The 23,143-nt window shown below is 72.0% G+C and carries 23 protein-coding genes and 2 tRNA genes; 15 read left to right on the top strand and 10 right to left on the bottom strand.

Annotated features, from left to right (window positions below):
- Positions 1-157: 157 nt before the first annotated feature.
- Positions 158-1,756, top strand: a complete 1,599-nt coding sequence (gene serA, locus ACFUUZ_RS02095; RefSeq protein ID WP_378691490.1) for a phosphoglycerate dehydrogenase — start codon at positions 158-160, stop codon at positions 1,754-1,756.
- A gap of 26 nt (positions 1,757-1,782) precedes the next feature.
- Positions 1,783-2,790: a 3-isopropylmalate dehydrogenase gene (locus ACFUUZ_RS02090; RefSeq protein ID WP_378691488.1), complete on the top strand. Its 1,008-nt coding sequence runs from the start codon at positions 1,783-1,785 to the stop codon at positions 2,788-2,790.
- A gap of 242 nt (positions 2,791-3,032) precedes the next feature.
- On the opposite strand, the gene ACFUUZ_RS02085 is transcribed toward ACFUUZ_RS02090, so the two are convergent.
- Positions 3,033-4,232 (bottom strand): MFS transporter, encoded by a 1,200-nt coding sequence (locus ACFUUZ_RS02085; RefSeq protein ID WP_378691486.1) that lies wholly within the window; start codon positions 4,230-4,232, stop codon positions 3,033-3,035.
- Positions 4,233-4,368: 136 nt separating this feature from the next.
- Here ACFUUZ_RS02085 and ACFUUZ_RS02080 point away from each other — a divergent pair, with 136 nt between their 5' ends.
- From ACFUUZ_RS02080 to ACFUUZ_RS02065, 4 genes are all read left to right on the top strand, one after another.
- Entirely contained in the window at positions 4,369-5,142 is a 774-nt protein-coding gene (locus ACFUUZ_RS02080) for a fumarylacetoacetate hydrolase family protein (protein ID WP_378691483.1), read from the top strand.
- Between the two features lie 9 nt (positions 5,143-5,151).
- Entirely contained in the window at positions 5,152-6,624 is a 1,473-nt protein-coding gene (gene gltX, locus ACFUUZ_RS02075; protein WP_378691480.1) for a glutamate--tRNA ligase, read from the top strand.
- A 116-nt stretch (positions 6,625-6,740) separates the two neighbouring features.
- Positions 6,741-6,812, top strand: a tRNA-Gln gene (locus ACFUUZ_RS02070).
- A 114-nt stretch (positions 6,813-6,926) separates the two neighbouring features.
- Positions 6,927-6,999 (top strand) — tRNA-Glu (locus ACFUUZ_RS02065).
- A gap of 42 nt (positions 7,000-7,041) precedes the next feature.
- On the opposite strand, the gene ACFUUZ_RS02060 is transcribed toward ACFUUZ_RS02065, so the two are convergent.
- Positions 7,042-7,545 (bottom strand): pyridoxamine 5'-phosphate oxidase family protein, encoded by a 504-nt coding sequence (locus ACFUUZ_RS02060; protein ID WP_378691477.1) that lies wholly within the window; start codon positions 7,543-7,545, stop codon positions 7,042-7,044.
- A 30-nt stretch (positions 7,546-7,575) separates the two neighbouring features.
- Complete coding sequence (locus tag ACFUUZ_RS02055; protein ID WP_378691474.1) at positions 7,576-8,277, bottom strand: IclR family transcriptional regulator; 702 nt, start codon at positions 8,275-8,277, stop codon at positions 7,576-7,578.
- A 76-nt stretch (positions 8,278-8,353) separates the two neighbouring features.
- Here ACFUUZ_RS02055 and leuC point away from each other — a divergent pair, with 76 nt between their 5' ends.
- The 3 genes from leuC to ACFUUZ_RS02040 all read left to right on the top strand — a co-directional run bounded on the left by leuC (position 8,354) and on the right by ACFUUZ_RS02040 (position 11,347).
- Positions 8,354-9,778: a 3-isopropylmalate dehydratase large subunit gene (gene leuC, locus ACFUUZ_RS02050; RefSeq protein ID WP_378691471.1), complete on the top strand. Its 1,425-nt coding sequence runs from the start codon at positions 8,354-8,356 to the stop codon at positions 9,776-9,778.
- 33 nt (positions 9,779-9,811) lie between these two features.
- Positions 9,812-10,420 (top strand): 3-isopropylmalate dehydratase small subunit, encoded by a 609-nt coding sequence (gene leuD, locus ACFUUZ_RS02045; protein WP_378691468.1) that lies wholly within the window; start codon positions 9,812-9,814, stop codon positions 10,418-10,420.
- A 156-nt stretch (positions 10,421-10,576) separates the two neighbouring features.
- Positions 10,577-11,347, top strand: a complete 771-nt coding sequence (locus ACFUUZ_RS02040; RefSeq protein ID WP_378691466.1) for an HU family DNA-binding protein — start codon at positions 10,577-10,579, stop codon at positions 11,345-11,347.
- A gap of 174 nt (positions 11,348-11,521) precedes the next feature.
- On the opposite strand, the gene ACFUUZ_RS02035 is transcribed toward ACFUUZ_RS02040, so the two are convergent.
- The 3 genes from ACFUUZ_RS02035 to cofC form a co-directional block, all read right to left on the bottom strand.
- Complete coding sequence (locus tag ACFUUZ_RS02035) at positions 11,522-12,493, bottom strand: NUDIX domain-containing protein (protein WP_378691463.1); 972 nt, start codon at positions 12,491-12,493, stop codon at positions 11,522-11,524.
- Positions 12,490-14,658 carry an RNA degradosome polyphosphate kinase gene (locus ACFUUZ_RS02030; protein ID WP_378691461.1) on the bottom strand — a complete coding sequence of 723 codons (2,169 nt, stop codon included), beginning with the start codon at positions 14,656-14,658 and terminating at the stop codon, positions 12,490-12,492. Before ACFUUZ_RS02030 ends, ACFUUZ_RS02035 begins: the two co-directional genes overlap by 4 nt.
- A 73-nt stretch (positions 14,659-14,731) precedes the next feature.
- Positions 14,732-15,427 carry a 2-phospho-L-lactate guanylyltransferase gene (gene cofC, locus ACFUUZ_RS02025; protein ID WP_378691458.1) on the bottom strand — a complete coding sequence of 232 codons (696 nt, stop codon included), beginning with the start codon at positions 15,425-15,427 and terminating at the stop codon, positions 14,732-14,734.
- A gap of 31 nt (positions 15,428-15,458) precedes the next feature.
- On the opposite strand from cofC, the gene ACFUUZ_RS02020 reads away from it, so the two are divergent.
- Together ACFUUZ_RS02020 and ACFUUZ_RS02015 are read left to right on the top strand one after the other, a co-directional pair.
- Positions 15,459-16,469, top strand: coding sequence for an NAD(P)H-dependent glycerol-3-phosphate dehydrogenase (locus ACFUUZ_RS02020; RefSeq protein WP_378691455.1), 1,011 nt, complete (start codon positions 15,459-15,461; stop codon positions 16,467-16,469).
- A gap of 67 nt (positions 16,470-16,536) precedes the next feature.
- Positions 16,537-17,628, top strand: a complete 1,092-nt coding sequence (locus ACFUUZ_RS02015; RefSeq protein ID WP_378691453.1) for a D-alanine--D-alanine ligase family protein — start codon at positions 16,537-16,539, stop codon at positions 17,626-17,628.
- Here the strand turns inward: ACFUUZ_RS02015 and ACFUUZ_RS02010 are convergent.
- Entirely contained in the window at positions 17,625-18,227 is a 603-nt protein-coding gene (locus ACFUUZ_RS02010; RefSeq protein WP_378691450.1) for a DUF3515 domain-containing protein, read from the bottom strand. The two genes, ACFUUZ_RS02015 and ACFUUZ_RS02010, sit on opposite strands and share 4 nt — an antisense overlap.
- 126 nt (positions 18,228-18,353) lie before the next feature.
- On the opposite strand from ACFUUZ_RS02010, the gene ACFUUZ_RS02005 reads away from it, so the two are divergent.
- The 4 genes from ACFUUZ_RS02005 to ACFUUZ_RS01990 all read left to right on the top strand — a co-directional run bounded on the left by ACFUUZ_RS02005 (position 18,354) and on the right by ACFUUZ_RS01990 (position 21,422).
- On the top strand, positions 18,354-19,481 hold the full coding sequence (locus ACFUUZ_RS02005) for a thiamine-monophosphate kinase (protein ID WP_378691447.1): 1,128 nt from the start codon (positions 18,354-18,356) through the stop codon (positions 19,479-19,481).
- Positions 19,482-19,491: 10 nt separating this feature from the next.
- Positions 19,492-20,172 carry a uracil-DNA glycosylase gene (locus tag ACFUUZ_RS02000; RefSeq protein ID WP_378691444.1) on the top strand — a complete coding sequence of 227 codons (681 nt, stop codon included), beginning with the start codon at positions 19,492-19,494 and terminating at the stop codon, positions 20,170-20,172.
- A gap of 70 nt (positions 20,173-20,242) precedes the next feature.
- Positions 20,243-20,503, top strand: coding sequence for a hypothetical protein (locus ACFUUZ_RS01995; RefSeq protein ID WP_378691441.1), 261 nt, complete (start codon positions 20,243-20,245; stop codon positions 20,501-20,503).
- A gap of 58 nt (positions 20,504-20,561) precedes the next feature.
- Positions 20,562-21,422 (top strand): alpha/beta fold hydrolase, encoded by an 861-nt coding sequence (locus tag ACFUUZ_RS01990; RefSeq protein ID WP_378691438.1) that lies wholly within the window; start codon positions 20,562-20,564, stop codon positions 21,420-21,422.
- A gap of 10 nt (positions 21,423-21,432) precedes the next feature.
- On the opposite strand, the gene ACFUUZ_RS01985 is transcribed toward ACFUUZ_RS01990, so the two are convergent.
- The 3 genes from ACFUUZ_RS01985 to rpmB form a co-directional block, all read right to left on the bottom strand.
- Positions 21,433-22,200 (bottom strand): enoyl-CoA hydratase/isomerase family protein, encoded by a 768-nt coding sequence (locus ACFUUZ_RS01985; protein ID WP_378691435.1) that lies wholly within the window; start codon positions 22,198-22,200, stop codon positions 21,433-21,435.
- 10 nt (positions 22,201-22,210) lie between these two features.
- A complete protein-coding gene (locus ACFUUZ_RS01980; protein WP_378691432.1) occupies positions 22,211-22,690 on the bottom strand; it encodes a GNAT family N-acetyltransferase in 480 nt (159 codons plus the stop codon).
- A gap of 90 nt (positions 22,691-22,780) precedes the next feature.
- Positions 22,781-22,972: a 50S ribosomal protein L28 gene (rpmB, locus tag ACFUUZ_RS01975; RefSeq protein WP_011210730.1), complete on the bottom strand. Its 192-nt coding sequence runs from the start codon at positions 22,970-22,972 to the stop codon at positions 22,781-22,783.
- Positions 22,973-23,143: the final 171 nt, after the last annotated feature.

Genomic DNA, 23,143 nt, shown 5'->3' with positions numbered 1-23,143 from the left:
GCCCCGTACCGGATCGGTACGGGGCCGCCGCTGTGTCCGGGGGTGAACCGCCGCACACTGACGGCGGGTGCCCCGACGGGTGGGCCACCAGGGGCGGAGCAGGGGCTACTAAGCTGCTCGGTGGCAACCAACCCCCCTTCCCCAGGAGTAGTTCACCGTGAGCCAAGCTGGCCGTCCTGTTGTCCTGATCGCCGACAAGCTCGCCCAGTCGACCGTCGACGCGCTCGGTGACGGTGTCGAGGTCCGCTGGGTGGACGGCCCGGACCGTCCGGCCCTGCTGGCCGCGGTGCCCGAGGCCGACGCGCTGCTGGTGCGCTCCGCCACCACCGTCGACGCCGAGGTGCTGGACGCGGGGAAGCGGCTGAAGATCGTGGCCCGCGCCGGGGTGGGGCTGGACAATGTCGAGGTCCCGGCGGCCACCGAGCGCGGTGTGCTGGTGGTGAACGCCCCCACCTCGAACATCCACACCGCAGCCGAGCACGCCGTCACGCTGCTGCTCGCCGCCGCCCGCCAGATCCCGCAGGCCGACGCGACGCTGCGCGAGCACACCTGGAAGCGCAGCTCCTTCAACGGGGTGGAGATCTTCGGCAAGACCGTCGGCGTGGTCGGGCTGGGCCGGATCGGCCAGCTCTTCGCCGCCCGGCTCGCCGCCTTCGAGACGAAGATCGTCGCCTACGACCCCTACGTCTCGCCCGCCAAGGCCGCGCAGCTCGGCATCGAGCTGCTGAGCCTGGACGAGCTGCTGGAGCGCGCCGACCTGATCTCGGTGCACCTGCCGAAGACCCCGGAGACCAAGGGCATCATCGGCCGCGAGGCCATCGCCAAGACCAAGCCGGGCGTCGTCATCGTGAACGCCGCGCGCGGCGGGCTGGTCGACGAGGCCGCGCTGGCCGAGGCGATCGTCTCCGGGCACGTGCGCGCCGCCGGGCTCGACGTCTTCGAGACCGAGCCGTGCACCGACAGCCCGCTGTTCGAGCTGCCGCAGGTCGTGGTGACCCCGCACCTCGGCGCCTCCACCACCGAGGCGCAGGACCGGGCGGGCACCGATGTCGCGAAGTCGGTGCTGCTGGCGCTGGCGGGCGAGTTCGTGCCCGGCGCGGTGAACGTCACTGGCGGCGCGGTCGCCGACGAGGTCGCGCCGTGGCTGGAGATCGTGCGCAAGCAGGGCGCCCTGCTCGGCGGGCTCTCCGACGAGCTGCCGGTGAGCCTGGAGGTCCAGGTGCGCGGCGAGCTGGCGGCGCAGGAGGTCGCGGTGCTGCAGCTCGCGGCGCTGCGTGGCATCTTCTCCGCGCTCATCGAGGACCAGGTGACCTTCGTGAACGCGCCCGCGCTGGCGCAGGACCGCGGGATCAGCGCCGAGGTCACCACGGTGTCCGAGAGCCCGAGCCACCGCAGCCTGGTCGATCTGCGCGCGGTGTTCGGCGACGGCCGCACGCTGAACGTCGCGGGCACGCTGACCGAGCCGCAGCAGGTGCAGAAGATCGTCAACATCAACGGGCGCAACTACGACCTGCGCGCCGAGGGGCTGAACCTCGCGGTGCTCAACTACGACGACCGGCCGGGCGCGCTCGGCAAGATCGGCACCCTGCTCGGGCAGGCCGGGATCGATATCCTGGCCGCGCAGCTCACCCAGGACGCCGACAAGGAGGGCGCCACCGTGCTGCTGCGGGTCGCGCAGGAGGTGCCCGGCGACGTGCAGGCCGCCATCGCGGAGGCCGTCGGCGCCACCAAGCTCGCCCTGATCGACCTGTCCTGAGCGGCCCGGAAAGCAACGGAGCAACCATGAAGCTCGCTGTCATCCCCGGCGACGGAATCGGCCCCGAGGTCGTCGCCGAGGCGCTCAAGGTGCTGGACACGGTGCTGCCCGGTGTCGAGCGCACCGAGTACGACCTGGGCGCCAAGCGCTACCACGCCACCGGCGAGATCCTGCCGGACTCGGTGCTGCCGGAGCTGAAGCAGCACGACGCGATCCTGCTCGGCGCCATCGGCGACCCGTCGGTGCCGAGCGGCATCCTGGAGCGCGGGCTGCTGCTGCGCACCCGGTTCGCGCTGGACCACCACGTGAACCTGCGGCCGTCCAAGCTGTACCCGGGGGTCGGGAGCCCGCTGGCCGGGTCGCCGGAGATCGACTTCGTCGTGGTCAGGGAGGGCACCGAGGGGCCGTACACCGGCACCGGCGGTGCCATCCGGGTGGCGACCCCGCACGAGGTCGCCACCGAGGTGAGCACCAACACCCGCTTCGGGATCGAGCGCGTGGTGCGCTACGCGTACGCCAAGGCGCAGGCGCGGCGCAAGCACCTCACGCTGGTGCACAAGACCAACGTGCTCACCTTCGCCGGGTCGCTCTGGCAGCGCACGGTGGCCGAGGTCGGGGCCGAGTTCCCGGATGTCGCCACGGCGTACCAGCACATCGACGCCGCCACCATCCACATGGTCAACGACCCGGGCCGCTTCGACGTGATCGTCACCGACAACCTCTTCGGCGACATCATCACCGACCTGGCGGCCGCGGTGAGCGGCGGGATCGGGCTGGCGGCGAGCGGCAATATCGACGCCTCCGGCGCCAACCCCAGCATGTTCGAGCCGGTGCACGGCAGCGCGCCGGACATCGCCGGGCAGTCGAAGGCGGATCCGACCGCCGCGATCCTCTCGGTGGCGCTGCTGCTCACCCACCTCGGGCACACCGAGCAGGCTGCGCGGATCGAGGCGGCGGTGGCCAAGGATCTGGCCGGGCGCTCCGGTGCCGCCTCGACCGTCGAGGTCGGGGATCGGATCGCCGCCGCGGTCTAGTGTTTCCCGAACTGTGCCCCACCCAGGTTCGGGTGGGGCACAGTTGTTTTCGCGGGGCTTCGCCCCGCAACCCCGTGGCCGCCGATGGCGGGCCCTTGGCGCGGCTGCTGTGGCCGCCGCGGTCCGCGGCTCGGCGGACCCGGGCCCGTGGATGCCGCGGTCCGCGGGTCGGCGTGCGGGGCTCGTGGATGCTGCGGTCCGCGGCTTGCCGGATGTGGGCTCGTGGCCGACGCCGTCCGCGGTCAGCTGGGTGCGGGGACCTTGCGGAGCTGGTCGCGGGGGACCAAGGGGACCGCGACCGCGGCGATGACGGCGGCGGCGATGAAGACGGCGGGGAAGCCCGCGGCCGCGATGACGGCGCCGAAGAGCGGCGGCACCGCCGCCATGGCCAGGTTCTGGCCGGTGTTCTGCACCCCGAGCCCGCGCCCGCTCCAGTACGGCCCGGCGATCTCGGCGACCGCGGTGAAGGCCAACCCGTTGTCCGACACCGTGATCACCGACGCCGCCACCAGCAGCGGGATCGCCACCCACCACCACTCGGTCCAGGCGGCGAGCGCCAGCGCGGCCATCGAGACGACCGCCGCGACCGCCACCGTGCGCAGCGGCCCGAGCCTGCTGCCCACCCGATCCGACCAGGCCCCCGCCCCGATCCGCCCCAGCGCACCCAGCACCTGGGTCACCGTGACCAGCGCGCCCGCCGCGGCCAGCGACCACCCCGCGTCCCGGTGCAGCCAGAGCAGCGCGAAGGTCCACAGCGTGCCCTGCGGCACCACCAGCAACACCGAGACGGCGTGCACCCGCCACAGCGTCGTGTCGCCCCGGTAGGGGTTGGCCAGCAACCCGGGATCGGCCTCGGAGCGTTGCGGCCGCGGCGGATCCACGATCCCGAGCGCGCAGACCACCGCCGCCGCGGCGGCCATGGCGGCGGGGACCAGCACCGCGGCGGGCACCCCGTGTTGCGCGGCCACCGCGGGGATCGCCAGCGCGCCGATCCCGACCCCGAGCGGCTGCGCGGTCTGCCTGATGCCCATCGCCAGCCCGCGCCGGTGCGGCGGGAACCAGCCGACGATCACCCGCCCGCTCGCGCCGTTGGTGCTGGCCGCGCCCGCCCCGCCGAGGAAGAGCAAGGCGCCCAGCGCGATCGGGTGCGCGGTGAGCGCGGCCGCCCCGCCCGCCAGCGCGGTGACGAGCGGCCCGGCGACGAGCACCTTGCGCTCGCCGATCCGGTCCACCACCCAGCCCCAGGCGATCAGCGTGCAGACCAGCCCGACGGTCGGCATGGCGACCAGCAGCCCGGCGGTGGGCAGCGCCATGCCGCCGTCGGTGAGCGCGGGGAGCAGGAACGGAACGCCGTGGATGAAGACCGCGCTCGACGCCTGGGCGAAGACGCCGAGCCCGAGCATGGTCCAGCGCCGCCCCTCACTGATCTCGGCCGCCACCATGACCCCACCTCGCATTCCCATATATCGGGATTGAAATCTCACACCATGAACAACACGCTCACCGTACACCGCACGGAAGCGAACCGCGCGGTCGGGCGCATTCGGGCAGGTGGCACCGGGTCGATAGACTGCGGCCATGCGCCTAGGTCGAGTAGCCAGTCCCGATGGAGTCGCCTTCGCCCGGATCGAGGGCGACGGCGCAGACAGCGTCGCCAGGGAGATCGCCGAGCACCCGTTCGGCAGCCCCACCTACACCGGCCGGAGCTGGCCGGTGGCCGACGTCCGGCTGCTGGCGCCGATCCTGGCGAGCAAGGTGGTGTGCGTGGGCAAGAACTACGCCGCGCACGCCGCGGAGATGGGCGGCGAAGCGCCGGAGTCGCCGGTCATCTTCCTCAAGCCGAACACCGCGATCGTCGGCCCGAACGCGCCGATCATCCTGCCGCCCAGCTCTTCCCGGGTCGACTACGAGGGCGAGCTGGCCGTGGTGATCGGCCGTCCGTGCAAGGACGTGCCCGCCGCCAAGGCGCGCGACGTCATCCTCGGCTACACCGTCGCCAACGACGTCACCGCGCGCGATCAGCAGAAGTCGGACGGGCAGTGGACCAGGGGCAAGGGGTACGACACCTTCTGCCCGCTCGGGCCGTGGATCGAGACCGAGCTCGACCCCGGCGATCTGGAGATCGTCACCGAGCTCGACGGCGAGGTGCGCCAGCGCAGCCGCACATCGCTGCTGCTGCACGACATTCCGGAGTTGATCGAGTTCGTCAGTACGGTGATGACGCTGCTCCCCGGCGACGTGCTGCTGACCGGCACCCCCGAGGGGGTCGGCCCGGTGCAGGCGGGCCAGTCCGTCTCGGTGACCGTCGAGGGAATCGGTACCCTGACCAATCCCGTTGCCACGAAACGCTGAAAGAGAGCCATGACCGAAGTTCGGGTCCGCTTCTGCCCGTCGCCCACCGGGACCCCGCACGTGGGGTTGATCCGCACCGCGCTGTTCAACTGGGCCTTCGCCCGGCACCACGGCGGCACCTTCGTGTTCCGGATCGAGGACACCGACGCGGCCAGGGACAGCGAGGAGTCGTACCGCTCGATCCTGGACGCGTTGCGCTGGCTCGGCCTCACCTGGGACGAGGGGCCCGAGGTCGGCGGGCCCTACGAGCCCTACCGCCAATCCCTGCGCCGGGGGCTGCATCTGGAGGTCGTGCAGAGGTTGCTGGCGGCCGGTGAGGCCTACGAATCCTTCTCCACGCCGGACGAAGTCGAGGCGCGGCACAGGGCCGCCGGGCGCGATCCGAAGCTCGGCTACGACAACTTCGACCGCGAGCTGACCGCCGAGCAGATCGCGGCCTACCGGGCCGAGGGGCGGCCCGCGGTGGTGCGGCTGCGGATGCCGGACACCGACCTCGGCTGGCGCGACCTGGTGCGCGGGGAGACCGTCTTCAAGGCCGGGACGGTGCCCGATTTCGCGCTCACCCGCGGGTCGGGCGACCCGCTGTACACGCTGGTCAACCCGGTCGACGACGCGCTCATGCGGATCACCCACGTGCTGCGCGGCGAGGACCTGCTCTCCTCCACCCCGCGGCAGCTCGCGCTGTATGCCGCGCTGCGCCGGATCGGGGTCGCCGAGTTCACCCCCGAGTTCGGGCACCTGCCCTTCGTCATGGGCCAGGGCAACAAGAAGTTGTCGAAACGGGATCCCGAGTCCAACCTGTTCGCCCACCGCGATCGCGGCTTTGTTCCCGAAGGTTTGCTGAATTACCTCGCGCTGCTCGGCTGGGGGCTCTCCGACGACCGCGACGTGTTCTCCATGACGGAGATGGTCGAGGCGTTCGACATTTCCTCGGTGAATTCCAACCCGGCCCGATTCGACCAGAAGAAGGCCGACGCGATCAACGCGGAACACATCCGTTTGCTGCCACCCGGAGATTTCGCCCACCGGCTCCGGGAGTTCCTGACCGGGCAGGGCAGGATCGGCGCGGAAATCGACGAGAAGGTCTTCGCGGCGGCGGCCGAACTGGTCCAGACCCGGATCGTCGTTCTGGACGACGCGTGGGGGCTGCTGCGATTCCTGTTCGCGCCCGCGGACGAGTTCTCGATCGACGCCGCGGCGGGCGCGAAGAATCTCGGCGAACCCGCCGAGCCGGTCCTCGCGGCGACGCTCGGCGCGCTCGAAGCGCTGCCGGAATGGACCGCCTCCGCGATCGAGGAGGCGCTGCGCGTCGCATTGATCGAAGAACTCGGGTTGAAGCCGAGGAAGGCATTCGCGCCGGTGCGGGTGGCGATCACCGGATCGCACATCAGCCCGCCGCTCTACGAGTCGATGGAGCTGCTCGGGCGGGAACTCTCGCTGACCCGGCTGCGGGCCGCCGTCGAATGGCGCCCCGAGGCGTAAAACAGGGCTCTGACCAGGCGATTTGTAGTTTACCCCGACCTCTTTGGTACTCTTCTTCCCGGCCGGAAACGCCGCCTCGATTCGAACCGGAAGCGAGGCCGGGGTCGCCTGGTCATTGGGGTATGGTGTAATTGGCAACACAGCTGATTCTGGTTCAGCCATTCTAGGTTCGAGTCCTGGTACCCCAGCGGAGAGCCGACCGCCAAAAGCGTTCGGAACCCGGCGATTTGGTTGCCGGGCTCCCGCCAGCTAAGCTGGCAACAGCCTCCCGGAAGGGAAGCGAAAAGTGAAAAGAAAGTCCTGGCCCCGTCGTCTAGCGGCCTAGGACGCCGCCCTCTCAAGGCGGTAGCGCGGGTTCGAATCCCGTCGGGGCTACAACCGAGAGGCCCCCGATCCACGGATCGGGGGCCTCTCGCGTTACGCGGGGGGCGCCGCGGCGGTGGTCCCGCCCAGCGGCATGGCGGGCATCCCCAGCTTGCGGTGGTCCCAGGAGCGCACCCGCTCCGGCACCACCCGGACCGCGATCCGCTTGTGCAGCATCTGCTCGACCAGCGGCCGCATCTCCTCGGTGTACGGGCCGGTGTAGCGCTCCCAGACGCTCACCCCGACCGCGAAGAGCCGCTCCGGGTCGTCCACCACCTCGGCGCGCCCCTCGATCGCGACCCCGCGCAGCTGGTCGTAGGTGTCACCGGCCTCGACCAGGCAGGTCACCCGCGGATCGCGGCGCAGGTTCACCGCCTTCTGTGACCTCGCCTTGGTCTCGAACCACACCTCGCCGTCGAGCAGGGCGTACCACATCGCGGTCAGGTGCGGCACGCCCTCCTTCCCGAGCGTGGCGAAGGTGGCGACCCGGCTGGTCGCCAGGAAGCGGGTGATCTCCGCCTCGGACATCACGATCTGCGTGCGCTGGTTGACTCCCATCCCGTCACTGTAGAACGGGTTGCAGTCGGGTCAGAGCCGCTTCTGCAGCGCCTCCGCGGCCGCCACCAGGTCGGCGGCCCAGCGCGCGCCCGGCCTGCGGCCCATCCGGTCGATCGGGCCGGAGACCGAGATCGCCGCCACCACCGCGCCGGTGACGTCGCGCACCGGCGCCGAGACGCTGGCCACCCCGGCCGCCCGCTCGGCAGCGCTCTGCGCCCAGCCGCGCCTGCGCACCTCGGCCAGCACCCGCTCGCCGAAGACCGCCTCGGCGAGCAGGTCGCGCTGCAGTTCGGGGTCGGCCCAGGCCAGCAGCACCTTCGCGGCCGAGCCCGCGGTCAGCGGCAGCCGCGACCCCACCGGGACCGTGTCCCGCAGCCCGACCGGCGGCTCCAGCGCCGCCACGCAGACCCTGGCGTGGCCGTCCCTGGTGTAGAGCTGCACGCTCTCCCCGGTGATCTCCCGCAGCCGGGGCAGCACCGCGCCCGCGGCCTCCAGCAGCGGGTCGGTCGCTCCGACGGCCAGCTCGGCCAGCGCCGGGCCCGGCCGCCAGCGGCCCTGGTTGTCCCTGGCCAGCAGGCGGTGCACCTCGAGGCCGACGGCCAGCCGGTGCGCGGTGGCGCGGGGGAGCCCGGTGCGGGCGCAGAGCTCGTTCAACCCGCACGGCTCGTCGGCCACCGCGTACAACACCGTCACGGCTTTGTCCAGAACCCCGATGCCGCTATGCTGTCTCATAGAGCGATACTAACGTCTCGTATTCTGGGATTCAAAAACGAATCCACCAGCCCCTGGTACGGAAGGTGATCCAAGAATGGCCGATCGTCCACGCACACTGGCCGAGAAGGTGTGGGAGCAGCATATCGTCGCGCGCGGGGAGGGCGATGGCGCGAGCCGCGAGCCCGACCTCATCTACATCGATCTGCACCTGGTGCACGAGGTGACCAGCCCGCAGGCCTTCGACGGGCTGCGCGCGGCGGGGCGCCCGGTGCGCAGGCCGGACCTCACGATCGCGACCGAGGACCATAATGTGCCGACCGTCGACATCGACAAGCCCATCGCCGACCCGGTCTCCCGGACCCAGGTGGAGACGCTGCGGCACAACTGCGCGGAGTTCGGCATCCGGCTGCACCCGATGGGCGACCTGGACCAGGGCATCGTGCACGTGGTCGGCCCGCAGCTGGGGCTGACCCAGCCCGGCATGACCGTGGTCTGCGGCGACAGCCACACCTCGACGCACGGCGCCTTCGGCTCGATCGCGATGGGGATCGGCACCAGCGAGGTGGAGCACGTGCTCGCCACCCAGACGCTCTCGCTGCGCCCGTTCAAGACCATGGCGATCACCGTCGACGGCGAGCTGCCCGCGGGCGTCACGAGCAAGGACCTGGTCCTGGCGGTGATCGCGAAGATCGGCACCGGCGGCGGCCAGGGCTACGTCCTGGAGTACCGCGGCGAGGCGATCAGGGCGATGTCCATGGAGGCGCGGATGACGGTCTGCAATATGTCGATCGAGGCGGGCGCGCGGGCGGGCATGATCGCCCCGGACGAGGTCACCTACGAGTTCCTGAAGGGCCGCCCGCACGCGCCGCAGGGCGCCGACTGGGACGCCGCGGTCGCGGCCTGGGACGAGCTGAGGACCGACGAGGGCGCGGTCTTCGACGCCGAGGTGCACATCGACGCCGCCGCGCTGACCCCCTTCGTCACCTGGGGCACCAACCCGGGCCAGGGGCTGCCGCTCGGCGAGGCCGTGCCCGACCCCGCGGCCATCCCCGACGAGACCGAGCGCGAATCGGCCGTCAAGGCGCTGCGGTACATGGACCTGATCCCGGGAACGCCGCTGCGCGACGTCACCGTCGACACCGTTTTCGTCGGTTCATGCACCAACGGCCGGATCGAGGATCTGCGCGCGGTCGCCGACGTGCTGAAGGGCAGGCGCGTCGCCGACGGCGTGCGCATGCTGGTGGTGCCGGGAAGTATGCGGGTGCGCGCGCAGGCCGAGCAGGAGGGCCTCGGGGATATCTTCACCGCCGCGGGCGCGGAATGGCGGCAGGCGGGCTGCTCGATGTGCCTGGGAATGAATCCCGATCAACTCGAGTCCGGCCAGCGCTGCGCCTCGACCTCGAATCGCAACTTCGAGGGCAGGCAGGGCAAGGGCGGCCGGACGCACCTGGTCTCCCCGCTCGTCGCCGCCGCGACCGCGGTGCGCGGAACGCTGTCCTCACCCGCGGATCTGGACTGACGACCACCCGAACCCCCACCCGGAGGAAATTCCATGGAACCGTTCACCGTGCACAAGGGCGTCGGCGTGCCGCTGCGCCGCTCCAACATCGACACCGATCAGATCATTCCCGCGGTTTACCTCAAGCGCGTCACCCGCACCGGATTCGAGGACGGCCTCTTCGCGGCGTGGCGGACCGATCCGGACTTCATTCTGAACACCGCGCCCTATGATCGGGGCAGCGTCTTGGTCGCAGGCCCGGATTTCGGCACCGGGTCGTCCCGTGAGCACGCGGTGTGGGCGCTGTCCGACTACGGCTTTCGAACGGTCATCTCGTCCCGTTTCGCCGACATCTTCCGTGGGAATGCGGGTAAGGGCGGCTTGGTCGCCGCGCAGATGTCACAGAATGATGTCGAAATGCTCTGGAAGTTGCTCGAGGAACAGCCGGGGTTGGAATTGGTTGTGGACCTGCGGGCACGCACCGTGACGGCAGGAACCGTCGTGTTGCCGTTCGACATTGACGACTACACTCGGTGGCGTCTGCTGGAGGGTCTGGACGATATCGGACTGACACTCCGCCAAGAAGCCCGGATCGCGGCCTATGAAAAGACAAGGCCGGCATGGAAACCCGCCACCCTCCCGGCGCATATTTCGCGAGCGTAATCACCTCGGGCGGTTAGCTGGGCGCCGCGGAGGCCGGTAGCTGGACGTGTGCTAAACCACATGAATTTTGGCGTGGCACATAGACTCTTGCCCAAACTGGGTTTACCGTGGTACCTAGTCGGTCCGACGACGGGCCATTAGTCTGCGGAGGATTCAATGAACAAGGCGGAACTGATCGACGTTCTGACCGAAAAGTTGGGTACGGACAGGCGCACGGCCACCGCGGCAGTCGAGCACGTGGTCGACACCATCGTCCGCGCCGTCCACAAGGGGCAGAGCGTCACCATCACCGGATTCGGTGTCTTCGAACAGCGCAAGCGCGCCGCGCGCGTCGCCAGGAACCCGCGCACCGGCGAAACCGTCAAGGTGAAGCCGACTTCGGTGCCCGCTTTCCGGCCGGGCGCCCAGTTCAAGGCCGTCATCGCGGGTAAGCAGAAACTCGCGGCGAGCGGCCCCGCGGTGAAGCGCGGCGTGAATGCGCCGGTGGCCGCGAAGAAGACGGCCGCCAAGAAGACGGCGACGGCGGCGAAGAAGACCACCGCCGCGGCCAAGAAGACCGCCGCCACCAAGGCGCCCGCCAAGACCACCGCCCGCAAGGCGGCGACCAAGGCGCCCGCGACCAAGGCGACGGCGACCAAGAGCACCGCCACCAAGGCCACGGCCGCCAAGGCGACCGCGACCAAGACCGCGGCGAAGAAGGCCCCGGCCAAGAAGACGACGGCGGCGGCCACCAAGGCGGCACCGGCGAAGAAGGCGCCCGCCAAGAAGACCACGGCGGCGGCCACCAAGGCGGCACCGGCGAAGAAGGCCCCGGCCAAGAAGACCGCGGCGGCCAAGACCACGGCGGCGAAGACCACCGCGGCCAAGTCCACCGCGGCCAAGAAGACCACCGCGGCCAAGAAGGCACCGGCCCGCCGCGGCAGCTGAACCACAGCTGTCCGAGGTGTCCGTGACATCCGTACCGGCGTCCACCGCGACCGGTCGGTGCCATCGGAACGCGGTGCGGCGCAGCCGGAAGACCAGACCGTCGCCCGGCCCGCAGGCAGACGGAAAACGGCCCCGGGATACCGACCCCGGGGCCGTTTTCGCGCAGCCCCCGCGCTACCCCTCGGCGCTGTCCACGTAGAGCTTGCGATCCAGGTGGTCGGCGGCCACCATGCGCCCGCCCGCGAAGGACAGCACCCACACGCTGCCCTTGCGGTTCCGCGCGGGCGGCAGCGCCAGCCCCTCGGCCGCGGCCCAGTCGCGCATCAGCTCCGGGATCACCTTGCCCTGGCTGCACACCACCCGGACGGCGCTGTCCGACACCAGCTCCCGGATCCGGGCCAGCGCGGCCGCCGGATCGGCGGCGTAGGCCTCCTCGGAGAGCGTCGGCTCCAGCTCGACCCCGACGCCGAGCCGCTCCGCGAGCGGGGCCACCGTCTGCACGCAGCGCACCGGGTCGGCCGAGAAGATCTGCTGCGCACCGAAGGCGAGCAGGTTGGGCACCAGCACCCGCGCCTGCTCGATGCCGGCGGGCTCCAGCGGCCGCTCGTGGTCGGGGCCGTCGTATTTCCCGCGCTGACCGGCCTTGGCGTGCCGCACCAGCAGTAGCGTCGAGGTCCGCGGCGGCAGCTTGCTGAAGGTGCGCAGCACCTGCCGGTCCATCGGGTAGGAGAGCTCCCGCATCACCTTGTCCAGCGAGTGCCAGACCAGGTCGTCGATCTCGGCATTGGGGTCGAAGACGCCGTCCCGCGCCTCCGCCGCCCAGTAGTCCACCCGCTTGAGCTTGCGGTGCCCGGTCACCGGGTAGGTGACGTGCCCGAGGTAGCGGCCGAGCACGCTGTGCACCCCGGTCTCCTCGTGCACCTCGCGCACGGCGGCGAGCACCGGCGACTCACCGGGGTCGAGCTTGCCCTTCGGCAGCGACCAGTCCTGGTACTTGGGGCGGTGCACCAGCGCGACCTCGATATCGTCCCGGCCGGGGGTGGCGCCGGACGCCCGGGTCGGCCGCCACAGCACGGCCCCCGCGGCGTGGATATTGGCGGTCACGCGCGGATCCCAGTACGAGCTGTCGTCCCGCGATCCGCTCACGGCTGTTCCGGCCTCCGCAGCCGCATGAGCGACGCCTGGTGGTCGCGGACCTGGTCGTCGTCGGCGTCCGCGCCGGGCTGCGCCAGCCAGCTGCCGTCCGGCCGCAGCACCCAGCACCGGGTGGTCGGGTAGAGCGCGGAATCGAAGACCCCGTCCAGCTGCTCGCGCAGCTTGGGGTCCTTGACCTGGGCCATGACCTCGACCCGGCGGTCCAGGTTGCGGTGCATCATGTCCGCCGAGCCGATCCAGAACTCGTTCTGCGCCCGGAAGTGCATGACCCTGGAGTGCTCCAGGAAGCGGCCGAGGATCGAGCGCACCTCGATGTTCTCGCTCATGCCCGGCACGCCGGGGCGCAGCCCACAGATGCCGCGGACCACGATCTGCACCGGCACCCCGGCCATCGAGGCGCGGTACAGCGCGTCGATCACCTGCTCGTCGACGATGGCATTGGCCTTCAACCGGATCCGGGCCTGCTCGCCCTGCTGCGCCAGCTCGATCTCGCGCTGGATCCGCTCGATGATCCCGGCCCGCACCCCGTGCGGGGCGACCAGGATATTGCGGTAGTCCTCCTTGCGGGAGTAGCCGGTGAGCGAGTTGAACAGGTCGGTGAGGTCGGCGCCGATCTCCGGTGCCGCGGTGAGCAGCCCGACGTCCTCGTAGAGCCGCGCGGTCTTCGGGTTGTAGTTGCCGGTGCCGATGTGGCAGTAGCGCCGGATGGTGGAGCCCTCGCGCCGCACCACCAGGCAGGTCTTGCAGTGCGTCTTGAGCCCGATCAGGCCGTAGACCACGTGCACCCCCGCCTGCTCCAGCGCGCGGGCCCACTTGATGTTGGCCTGCTCGTCGAAGCGCGCCTTGATCTCCACCAGCGCGACCACCTGCTTGCCCGCCTCGGCGGCGTCGATCAGCGCGTTGACGATCGGGGAGTCGCCGGAGGTGCGGTACAGCGTCTGCTTGATGGCGAGCACCTGCGGGTCGGCCGCGGCCTGCTCGATGAAGCGCTGCACGCTGGTGGAGAAGGAGTCGTAGGGGTGGTGCACCAGCACGTCGCCCTCGCGCAGCGCGGCGAAGACGTTGCGCGGGGTCTCCCGCTCGCCGAACGCGGCCGGGGTGGCCGGAACGTACGGCGCGTCCTTCAGATTCGGCCGGTCCACGCCGTACACCTGCATGAGCGAGGAGAGGTCGAGCAGCCCCGGCACCTGGATGACGTCGCGCGGGTCCACCTCGAGCTCGCGCAGCAGCAGGTCGAGCATGTGCTCGGTCATGTCGTCGGAGACCTCGAGCCGCACCGGGGAGCCGAACCGGCGCCGGGCCAGCTCGCGCTCCAGCGCCTGCAGCAGGTCCTCGTCCCGGTCCTCGTCCACCTCGAAGTCGGCGTTGCGGGTGATCCGGAAGGAGTGGTGCTCCACCACCGTCATGCCGGGGAAGAGCAGGTCGAGGTGGGCCGCGATCAGCTCCTCCATGGGCAGGAACGCCGCGATCGGGTTGCCGGTCTCGGTGCGCCGCACCCGGACGAAGCGATCCACGTTGTCCGGCACCTTGACCCGGGCGAAGTGCTCGCCGCCGGTGGTGGCGTCCTTGACCGTGACGGCGAGGTTCAGGCTTAGCCCGCTGATGTACGGGAAGGGGTGCGCCGGGTCCACCGCGAGCGGGGTGAGCACCGGGAAGACCTGGTCGTGGAAGTAGGCGGAGAGCTTCTCCGCCTCGGTGACCGAGAGGTCGCCCCAGCAGATGATCTCGATGCCCTCCCCGGTGAGCGCCGGGTTCACCGAATCCAGGAAGACGCCCGCGTGCCGCTGCGCGATCTCCCTGGCCCTGGCGGCGATCAGCTCCAGCTGCTCACTCGGCGACCGGCCGTCCGCGGAGCGGACCAGCAGCCCGGTCTCCGCCCGCCGCTTCAGCCCGGCGACCCGCACCATGTAGAACTCGTCCAGATTCGAGGCGAAGATCGCGAGGAACTTGGCGCGTTCCAGCAACGGCAGCGACTCGTCCTCGGCCAGCGCCAATACCCTGGCGTTGAAGTCCAGCCAGCTGAGTTCTCGATTCAGGTAGCGATCACGTGGCAACTGGGCCGTCGCCGGGTCGGCCAGCAGCGGGGTGGCAGCCGGGGGCGGGGTGGGGAGCAACTGCTGCTTGACGGTTTCCGTATCGCTCACAGCATCGATCATCCCCTACGAACCGCCCGGTGCGCAGCGTGGCTCCGGCGAATGCCGCGTGTCTCACCCGGTTCGTGGCGACCGTCTAGCACACCGGGCGGGCGGGCTCGTGAACGGCGCTCGGACGCCCGATGTCGGCCAGGACAGCAGTGGTCGCCGGGCCCGCGCCGAGCGCGAAGATGCGGTCCAGGTCGGCGCCGGTGTCCACGTCGTGCCGCAGCCCCGGCCAGTCACCGTCGAGCGGGAAGGCGCCACCGGTCACGTGACGCAGCGCCGAGCTCGGCCCGAATCGCGGCGCCAGCGGCGCGAATCGGTCCAGCTGCAGCAGCGCGGCGGTGCCCTCGCCGGTGTGGTCGGTGACCACCGCGCGGCGGCCGGGCGGCGCGGCCGCGATCGCCTCGGCCAGCTCGGCGGGGCGCAGCGCGGGCAGATCCGCCTGCATCGCCACCAGCCCGACCGGGCCGTGCGTGCGCCGCACCGCCTCGGCGGCCGCGGTGAGCGCGGTGTTCAGCCCGTCCGGGGCGAGCCCGGCGCCCACCCCGCCCGGGTCGGGGAAGGCGGTGGCGCCGAGCGCGCGGGCCAGCGCGGCCACCGCCTCGTCCGGCGTGACCACGGTGACCGAATCGATCGGCGCCGTGGCCAGCGCGGTCTGCACGGTGTCGGTGAGCATGGCGAGCACCAGCCGCGATCGGTGCTCGGGGCGCAGCAGATCGGCGAGCCGGCTCTTGGCGCGGTCCAGGCTCTTCACCGCGATCACGGCGTGCACGGCGTGCGGGCGCATGGCCCCGATCCTTCCATGACATATTGGGCAGATGACACGGGCGGCGGTACTGGGTGCGGGTTCATGGGGTACTGCGTACGCCAAGGTCTTGGCCGACGCCGGGACCGAGGTCACGATCTGGGCGCGCAGGCCGGAGGTGGCGAAGGCGCTCGCCACCGAGCACCGCAATCCGTTCTACCTGGCCGACGTGCAGCTGCCCACCGTCGCCGCCACCGACGACCACGAGCGCGCGCTGGACGGCGCCGACATCGTGGTGCTCGCGGTGCCGTCGCAGTCGCTGCGCGGCAACCTCGAACACTGGAAACCCGCGCTGCGCCGTGCCCTCGACGAGCACGACGCCTCGCTGCTCAGCCTGGCCAAGGGCATCGAGACCGGCACCCTGCTGCGGATGAGCCAGGTGATCACCGAGGTGACGGGGGCCGATCCGGGCAGCGTCGCGGTGCTCTCCGGCCCGAACCTGGCCAAGGAGATCGCGACCGGTCAACCGGCCGCGACGGTGATCGCCTGCAGCGACGAGGCGCGCGCGGTCGCGCTGCAGCAGTCCTGCGCCACCGGCTATTTCCGGCCGTACACCAACGTCGACGTGGTCGGCTGCGAGATCGGCGGCGCCTGCAAGAACGTCATCGCGCTGGCCTGCGGCATCGCCTCCGGCATGGGGCTCGGCGACAACTCGGTGGCCAGCCTGATCACCCGCGGGCTGGCCGAGATCATCCGGCTCGGGGTCGCGCTCGGCGCCGAGCCGGTGACGCTCGCCGGGCTGGCAGGCGTCGGCGACCTGGTCGCCACCTGCACCTCGCCGCTCTCCAGGAACCGCTCCTTCGGGCACGTGCTCGGCGCGGGCGGGTCGATGGAGGCGGCGCAGGCGGCCACGCACGGCCAGGTGGCGGAAGGCGTCAAGTCCTGTGGATCGGTGCGGGCGCTCGCGGCCGCGCACGGCGTCGAGATGCCGCTCACCGACGCGGTGAACCTGGTCTGCCACGAGGGGCTGTCGGTGCGCGAGGCCGTGGGCAACCTGCTGGGCAGGCGGATCAAGCCGGAGTGAGAGCTGCGCCACCCCGTGCGCGACGGGGCGGCTCGCGCGTGCCCCCTTTACAGGTACCGTTCCCCCCATGACGAACCGGATTCGGGTCGCCGTCGTCTTCGGCGGGCGCAGCAGCGAGCACGCGGTGTCGTGCGTGTCGGCGGGCAGCGTGCTGCGCCACCTCGATCCGGAGCGCTTCGAAGCGGTGCCGATCGGCATCACCACCGAGGGCACCTGGGTGCTCGCGGGCGCCGAGGTGGCCGGGCTCGGCATGAGCCACGACGCGCTGCCCGCGGTGGACGGCACCGGCACCGCGCTCGCGCTCGCCGCCGACCCGAGCCGCCCCGGCGCGCTGGTGGCGCTGGACGACCCGGCCGCGGTGCTCGGCGCGGTGGACGTGGTCTTCCCGGTGCTGCACGGGCCGTGGGGCGAGGACGGCACGCTGCAGGGGCTGCTCGAGCTCGCGGGCGTGCCCTACGTCGGGCCCGGCGTGCTGGCCAGCGCGGCGGGGATGGACAAGGAGTTCACCAAGAAGCTGCTGGCCGCCGATGGCCTGCCGATCGGCGAGCAGGTGGTGCTGCGCCCCGGCGTGCCGACGCTGACCGCGGAGCAGCGCACCGCGCTCGGGCTTCCGGTCTTCGTCAAGCCCGCGCGCGGCGGCTCCTCGATCGGCATCACCAGGGTCGCCGCCTGGGACCGGCTGGACGCGGCGATCGCGACCGCGCGCGAGCACGACCCCAAGGTGATCGTGGAGGCGGCGATCGTCGGCCGCGAGGTCGAGTGCGGGGTGCTGGAGTTCCCGGACGGCCGGGTCGCGGCCAGCGTGCCCGCGGAGATCAGGATGCCGGAGACCGCGGCGCCGGACTTCTACGACTTCGAGACCAAGTACCTCGACGAGGTCTGCGAATTCGACGTCCCGGCCAAGCTGAACGACGACGTCGCCGCCGAGATCGGCGAGCTCGCGGTGCGCGCCTTCCGCGCACTGGACTGCACCGGGCTGGCCAGGGTCGACTTCTTCGTCACCGAGCGCGGGCCGGTGATCAACGAGATCAACACCATGCCCGGCTTCACCGCCATCTCCATGTACCCGCGGATGTGGGAGGCGACCGGGGTGGAGTACCCGGCGCTTGTGTCGACGCTGATCGAGACGGCGCTGGCGCGCGGGACCGGGCTGCGCTAGTTCGGCAGCGGGTTCGGGTCGAGCGGGCGCTCCGGCATGGTGGCGGTGATCGCGTCCGAGACCGCCTGCAGCGGAGTCGGGCCGGAGCCGTCCGGCACCGTGAAGCCGATGTAGGTGCCGCGGTCCACCGCGAACCAGGTGCTGCCCGACGCCGCCGGGTCGCGGATCTCGAACCACTGCACGCGGTTCACGACCTGCAGCGGGGAGGCGCGGTTGAACTCCAGCGGGCGGTCGAGGCCGCAGCGCAGCACGATCGGCTCCGTGGCCGGGTCCTCGCGCTGCCAGGCGCGGGTGCCCGGCGGGACCGGGTCGACCAGCTCGGCGCGGCGGTAGTCGGCGAGGTCGGCGGGGAGCGCGGTGAGCAGCGCGGTGCATTCGGGGCCTTCGGCCTGCGGGGCCGGGACCGGGCCGATGGCGAGCGGTTCCCGCTCGACCGGGGCGCGGGCGGCGATGAAGGCGGCGACCAGGATGCCGACGATCAGCGTCACCGGGAGCGCCACGGCGGTGGCGATCAGGGCCGGGGGGTAGGGGCGGGCGACCGGCTGCGGCGTGGCTGCCTCGTCCTCGCCCTCGTTCCGATCCGGCGCGTCGGCGGCCATGCCCACCGCTCCCTTCTGGTCCTCCGGCCCGGCGCGGGGTGCGCGGGCCCGCCCAGGGTACCGTCGGGGCGTTTCCGGCAGGCACAGCGAGGAGGGGCCATCGGCGCCGACGACAGCCGACGTACCGTGCGCGAGCTGGGGGAGTTCGCGCTCATCGCGCGGATGAACGCGGGCCGCGCCCAGGCGTCGGGCGTGCTGCTCGGCCCCGGCGACGATGCCGCCGTGCTCGCCGCGCCGGACGGCCGCCTGGTGGTGACCACCGACATGCTGGTGCAGGACCGGCACTTCCGGCTCGACTGGTCCGCGCCCGAGGAGATCGGCCGCAAGGCGATCGCGCAGAACGCCGCCGACGTGGTGGCGATGGGCGCCGTGCCGACCGCCTTCGTCGTCGCGCTCGGCTGCCCCGGTGAGACGCCGGTCGCGGTGATCGACGGCCTCGCCGCCGGGATGTGGGCCGAGGCGGGGCGCGCCTGCGGCGCCTCCATCGCCGGGGGCGATCTGGTGCGCAGCCCGGAGCTGGTGATCTCGGTGACCGCCTTCGGCGACCTCGGGGGTCGGGCGCCGGTCCTGCGCTCCGGCGCGCGGGTCGGGGATGTGGTGGCGGTGGCCGGGCGGCCGGGGTGGTCAGGGGCCGGGTTGGCCGCCCTGCTGGCCGGGGTACGGGCCGGGCGGGCGGGTTCCGAGGGCGCACCGCCGAGCACCGAGGCGGGTGTGCCGGAGGCGGGTGCCGCAGCCGGTGTGGCGGGCGTTGCCGTGCATGCGTCCGAGGCGGGCGCCGCCGTCGGTGTGCCGGAGGCGAGTACTGCCGACTCCGCGCGGGTCGACGCGCTCCTGGCCGAGGCGCTCGCCGCGCACCGCGTCCCGCGGCCCCCGTACGCCGCGGTGCTCGACGCCGTCGCGCGCCCGTCCGCCATGGCCGACGTCTCCGACGGCCTGCTCGCCGACCTCGGGCACATCGCCGATGCCTCCGGCGTCGCCGTCGACCTCGACTCCGCCGCCCTCGCCGACCCTGCTCTCACCGAACTGGCAACCGCTCTGGAACACGATGCCGCGCAATGGATCCTGTCCGGCGGCGAGGATCACGCCTTCGTCGCGACCTGGCCCGCGGGCACCGAACTCCCCCCGGGCTGGCGCGCCATCGGCCGCGTCACCGCAGGCAGCGGCGTCACCGTGGACGGCGCCGGGCACGACGGCCCCGGCGGCTGGGAATCGTTCTCCGGGGCGGAGTCGCCGCCTGTCGGTGATCCGCGATAGGTTGTGGGCCGTGGCGAAACCGTTGGCGGACATCATCGATCCGGGCTGGGCACAGGCTCTGGCCCCGGTCGAGGGCCGGATCAGTGACATGGGTGAGTTCCTGCGCGCGGAGAACGCGGCGGGCCGCGGCTACCTCCCGGCCGGGGAGAACGTGCTCCGCGCCTTCCAGCGCCCGTTCGACGCGGTGCGCGTGCTGATCGTGGGGCAGGACCCGTACCCGACCCCCGGCCATGCCATGGGGCTCAGCTTCTCGGTCGCGCCGGACGTCAAGCCGGTCCCGCGCAGCCTCGCCAACATCTTCGCCGAGTACACCAAGGACCTCGGCTTCGAGACGCCGTCCTGCGGCGATCTCAGCCCCTGGTCCGACCAGGGCGTGCTCATGCTGAACAGGGTGCTCACCGTGGGGCCGGGCCAGCCGGCCTCGCACCGCGGCAAGGGCTGGGAGGCCGTCACCGAGCAGGCCATCCGCGCGCTCGTCGGCCGCGACGAGCCACTGGTGGCGATCCTCTGGGGCAAGGACGCGGCGTCGCTGAAACCGCTGCTGGCCCAGGGCGAGGTGCCCTGCATCGAATCCGCGCACCCGTCGCCGCTCTCGGCGTCCCGCGGCTTTTTCGGTTCCCGCCCGTTCTCGCGCGTCAACGAACTGCTCGACGAACTCGGTGCGGAGCCGGTGGACTGGCGCCTGCCCTGAGCGGCGCCGGAAGGAAAACCGACGTGCGAGCGAGATCACGCGCGTGCACAACCGAGTGAGGAGTACCCGCATGACCCGACCCCCCGTCCGCGCCTGGCGCGGAGCGGCGGCCGCCTTCGCCGTCGCCGCCGCCGTGACCGGCGGCGCCGCGACCGCCAGCGCCGCGCCGATCCCGCTGGAGCCCTACGAGCCCGCGGTCGTCGAGGCCGCACCGGCGCCGATCGGCGAGGAGTTCACCTCGACCGGTTCCTCGACGATCTCCTCGTCGGTGAACGCCAAGGTCGCCTGCCTCTTCCAGCGCACCTTCAGCGCCATGCGGCTGGACTGCTGACGATCGTTTTCGCCGGATGGCACAGGTTCCGCCTGGAACCTGTGCCATTCTGCATTTCGTGAGTACTGCGAACGACATCACGGCGCCGACCACCGTGCGGCTGCCGGGAGCAGGCGTCGAGCTGGCGGGCGACCTGTTCGGCCCCGCCGACGGCCCGCTGGTGGTCTTCCTGCACGGCGGCGGTCAGACCAGGCACTCCTGGAAGCGCACCGGCGTGCGGCTCGCCGCCGCCGGGCTGCGGGTGCTGACCCTGGACGCCCGCGGGCACGGCGACAGCGAATGGGCGCCGGACGGCGACTACAGCAGGCACCGGATGGTCGAGGACCTGCACTCGGTGCTGCGCGAACTCGGCACCCCCGCCGTCGTGGTCGGGGCGAGCATGGGCGGGATCACCGGGCTGCTCGCCACCGCCGCGCCCGGCGCCGAGCTGATCCGGGCGCTGGTCCTGGTCGACATCGTGGTGCGGCCGGAGCCGGAGGGGGTCGGCCGGGTCATCGACTTCCTCGGCAAGCACGGCGACGGCTTCGCCACCCTGGACGAGGCGGCCGACGCCGTCGCCGCCTACCTGCCGCACCGCCCGCGCCCGCGCAGCGCCGAGGGGCTGCTGCGCAACCTGCGCCAGCGCGGCGACCGCTGGTACTGGCACTGGGACCCGGCCATGATGTCCGGGCGGGTCGAGGACGCGCTCGACATGACCGACCAGATGGAGGCCGCAGCGCGCGCCGTCACCATCCCGGTGCTGCTGGTGCGCGGTGGGCAGTCCGACGTCGTCAGCAAGGAGGGCGCCGCCGACTTCCTCGCCCTCGTCCCGCACGCCACCATGGCCGAGATCGGCGACGCCGCCCACACCGCCGCGGGCGACGACAACGACGCCTTCACGGACGAGGTAGCGAGCTTCGTCGCGAGCATCGCCCGCTAGTCGCGACCTCTTAGGAGAAGGTCGGGCGGCGCTTCTCGACGAAGGCGTCTACGCCTTCGCGACCGGTAGGGCTGTTGGCGGAGGCGGCGATGGCTTCGGTTTCGCTGTCGAGCTGGTCGCTGAGGGTCGCGGTGCGCGAGTTCAGGAGCAGCGTCTTGATGGTGGCGTAGGCCGAGCGCGGGCCCGCGGCCAGGGTGCGGGCAAGGCGCAGCGCCTCGGGCTGGACCTCCTCGTCCGGGACCAGCCTGCTGAGGATGCCGATGCGCACCGCCTCGTCGGCGCTGAGCACCGCGTCGGTGAGCAGGATCTCGCGGGCCCGGCCCGCGCCGACCAGCCGCGGCAGCGTCCAGGACATGCCGCCGTCCGGCGAGAGCCCGATTCCCGGGTACGCGGGGCGCAGCTTCGTCTTCGGCCCGCCGAGCGCGATGTCGGCGGCGAGCACCAGGCTCATGCCCGCGCCTGCGGCCCAGCCGTGCACCGCGGCGACGACCGGCACCGGCGCGGCGTCCAGCAGCCGGACGAACTCGTGCAGGTCGGTGGCGAGGCCGCGGATGTGCGCGCCGCGATCCTCGGCGGCGGCGAAACCGCGCACGTCACCGCCCGCGCAGAAGTTGGCGCCGGTGCCGTGCAGCAGCACCGCGCCGATGTCGGAGCCAAGGTCGCGCAGGGCGGCGCTGCCTGCGTTGACGCCCGTGAAATCGAGGGAAGTCCCGTTCGCGGAGGTGGCAATGGTGATCTGCAGGACGCCGTCGACGGTTTCCACATACTCGGAAGACATGATTGGCACCCTATGCGAGCGCGCCGCGCGCCATGCGCAGGGTCGGTAGCAAGGCGAAGGGATCGAGGCCGCGCGCCCCGTCGGCGCGGAAGCCGTGCCGCCGGTAGAAGGCGTGTGCCCGCGGGTTCGCCTCGAGCACCCAGAGGACGCAGGGGGAGTCGGCGGGCAGGGCGCTGCCGAGCAGCGCGTCGGCCAGCCCGGTGCCGTGCTCGGCGGCCCGCACGTAGAGGGCGTGCAGCTCCAGCGCGGCGGGCGCGGCGGCATCGCGGGCCGGGCCGACGGAGGCGAAGCCGAGCACGTCGGGGCTACCGTCGGCGGGCAGCGCCACCCTGCTCTCGATGCGCGGGTCGCCCGCCACCCGGCGCCAGCGGTCCGCCCCGCGGCCGGTGCGCAGCGCGTCGAGCAGGTGCGGCGGCAGGATGTCGGCGTGCGCCTCGCGCCAGCAGCGCACGTGGCAGTCCGCGACCGCCTGGGCGTGATCGGGCGCCATCCGGGCGATCCTCACCGGGGGTACCGACGACTGCGCCCCGGGTCACCCAGTGGGTGCCGGGGCGCGATGTCCGGTTCGGCCGGGACGGACTCAGCCGCGAACGACCTTGCCCGCCTTGAGGCAGGAGGTGCAGACGTTCATCCGCCGGGTGTTGCCCGGCGCCACCTGCGCCCGAACGGTCTGAATGTTCGGGTTCCAGCGACGGTTCGTGCGCCGGTGCGAGTGCGAGACCGACTTCCCGAAGCCGGGGCCCTTGGCGCAGACGTCGCAGACGGCAGCCATAGTCGCGAGCTCCTTCATGTCATGTGGGGACGCCCGCGAGGAGTGCGGGACATCCGGAAACCGTGTACTTACTGCCTCGCCGGACCGGGGGTACCGGCCTGCGCGAACCATTCGTCCAATGTCAAGTGACGAGGTGGCCGCGCGAGGCAACCCTGCAAGGGTATCGGGAGG

The organism is Nocardia sp. NPDC057353 (assembly GCF_042667085.1).
Classification (GTDB): Bacteria; Actinomycetota; Actinomycetes; order Mycobacteriales; family Mycobacteriaceae; genus Nocardia.
The sequence above is the reverse complement of the archived record's forward strand: the minus strand, read 5'-3'. Positions and strand labels throughout refer to the sequence as shown.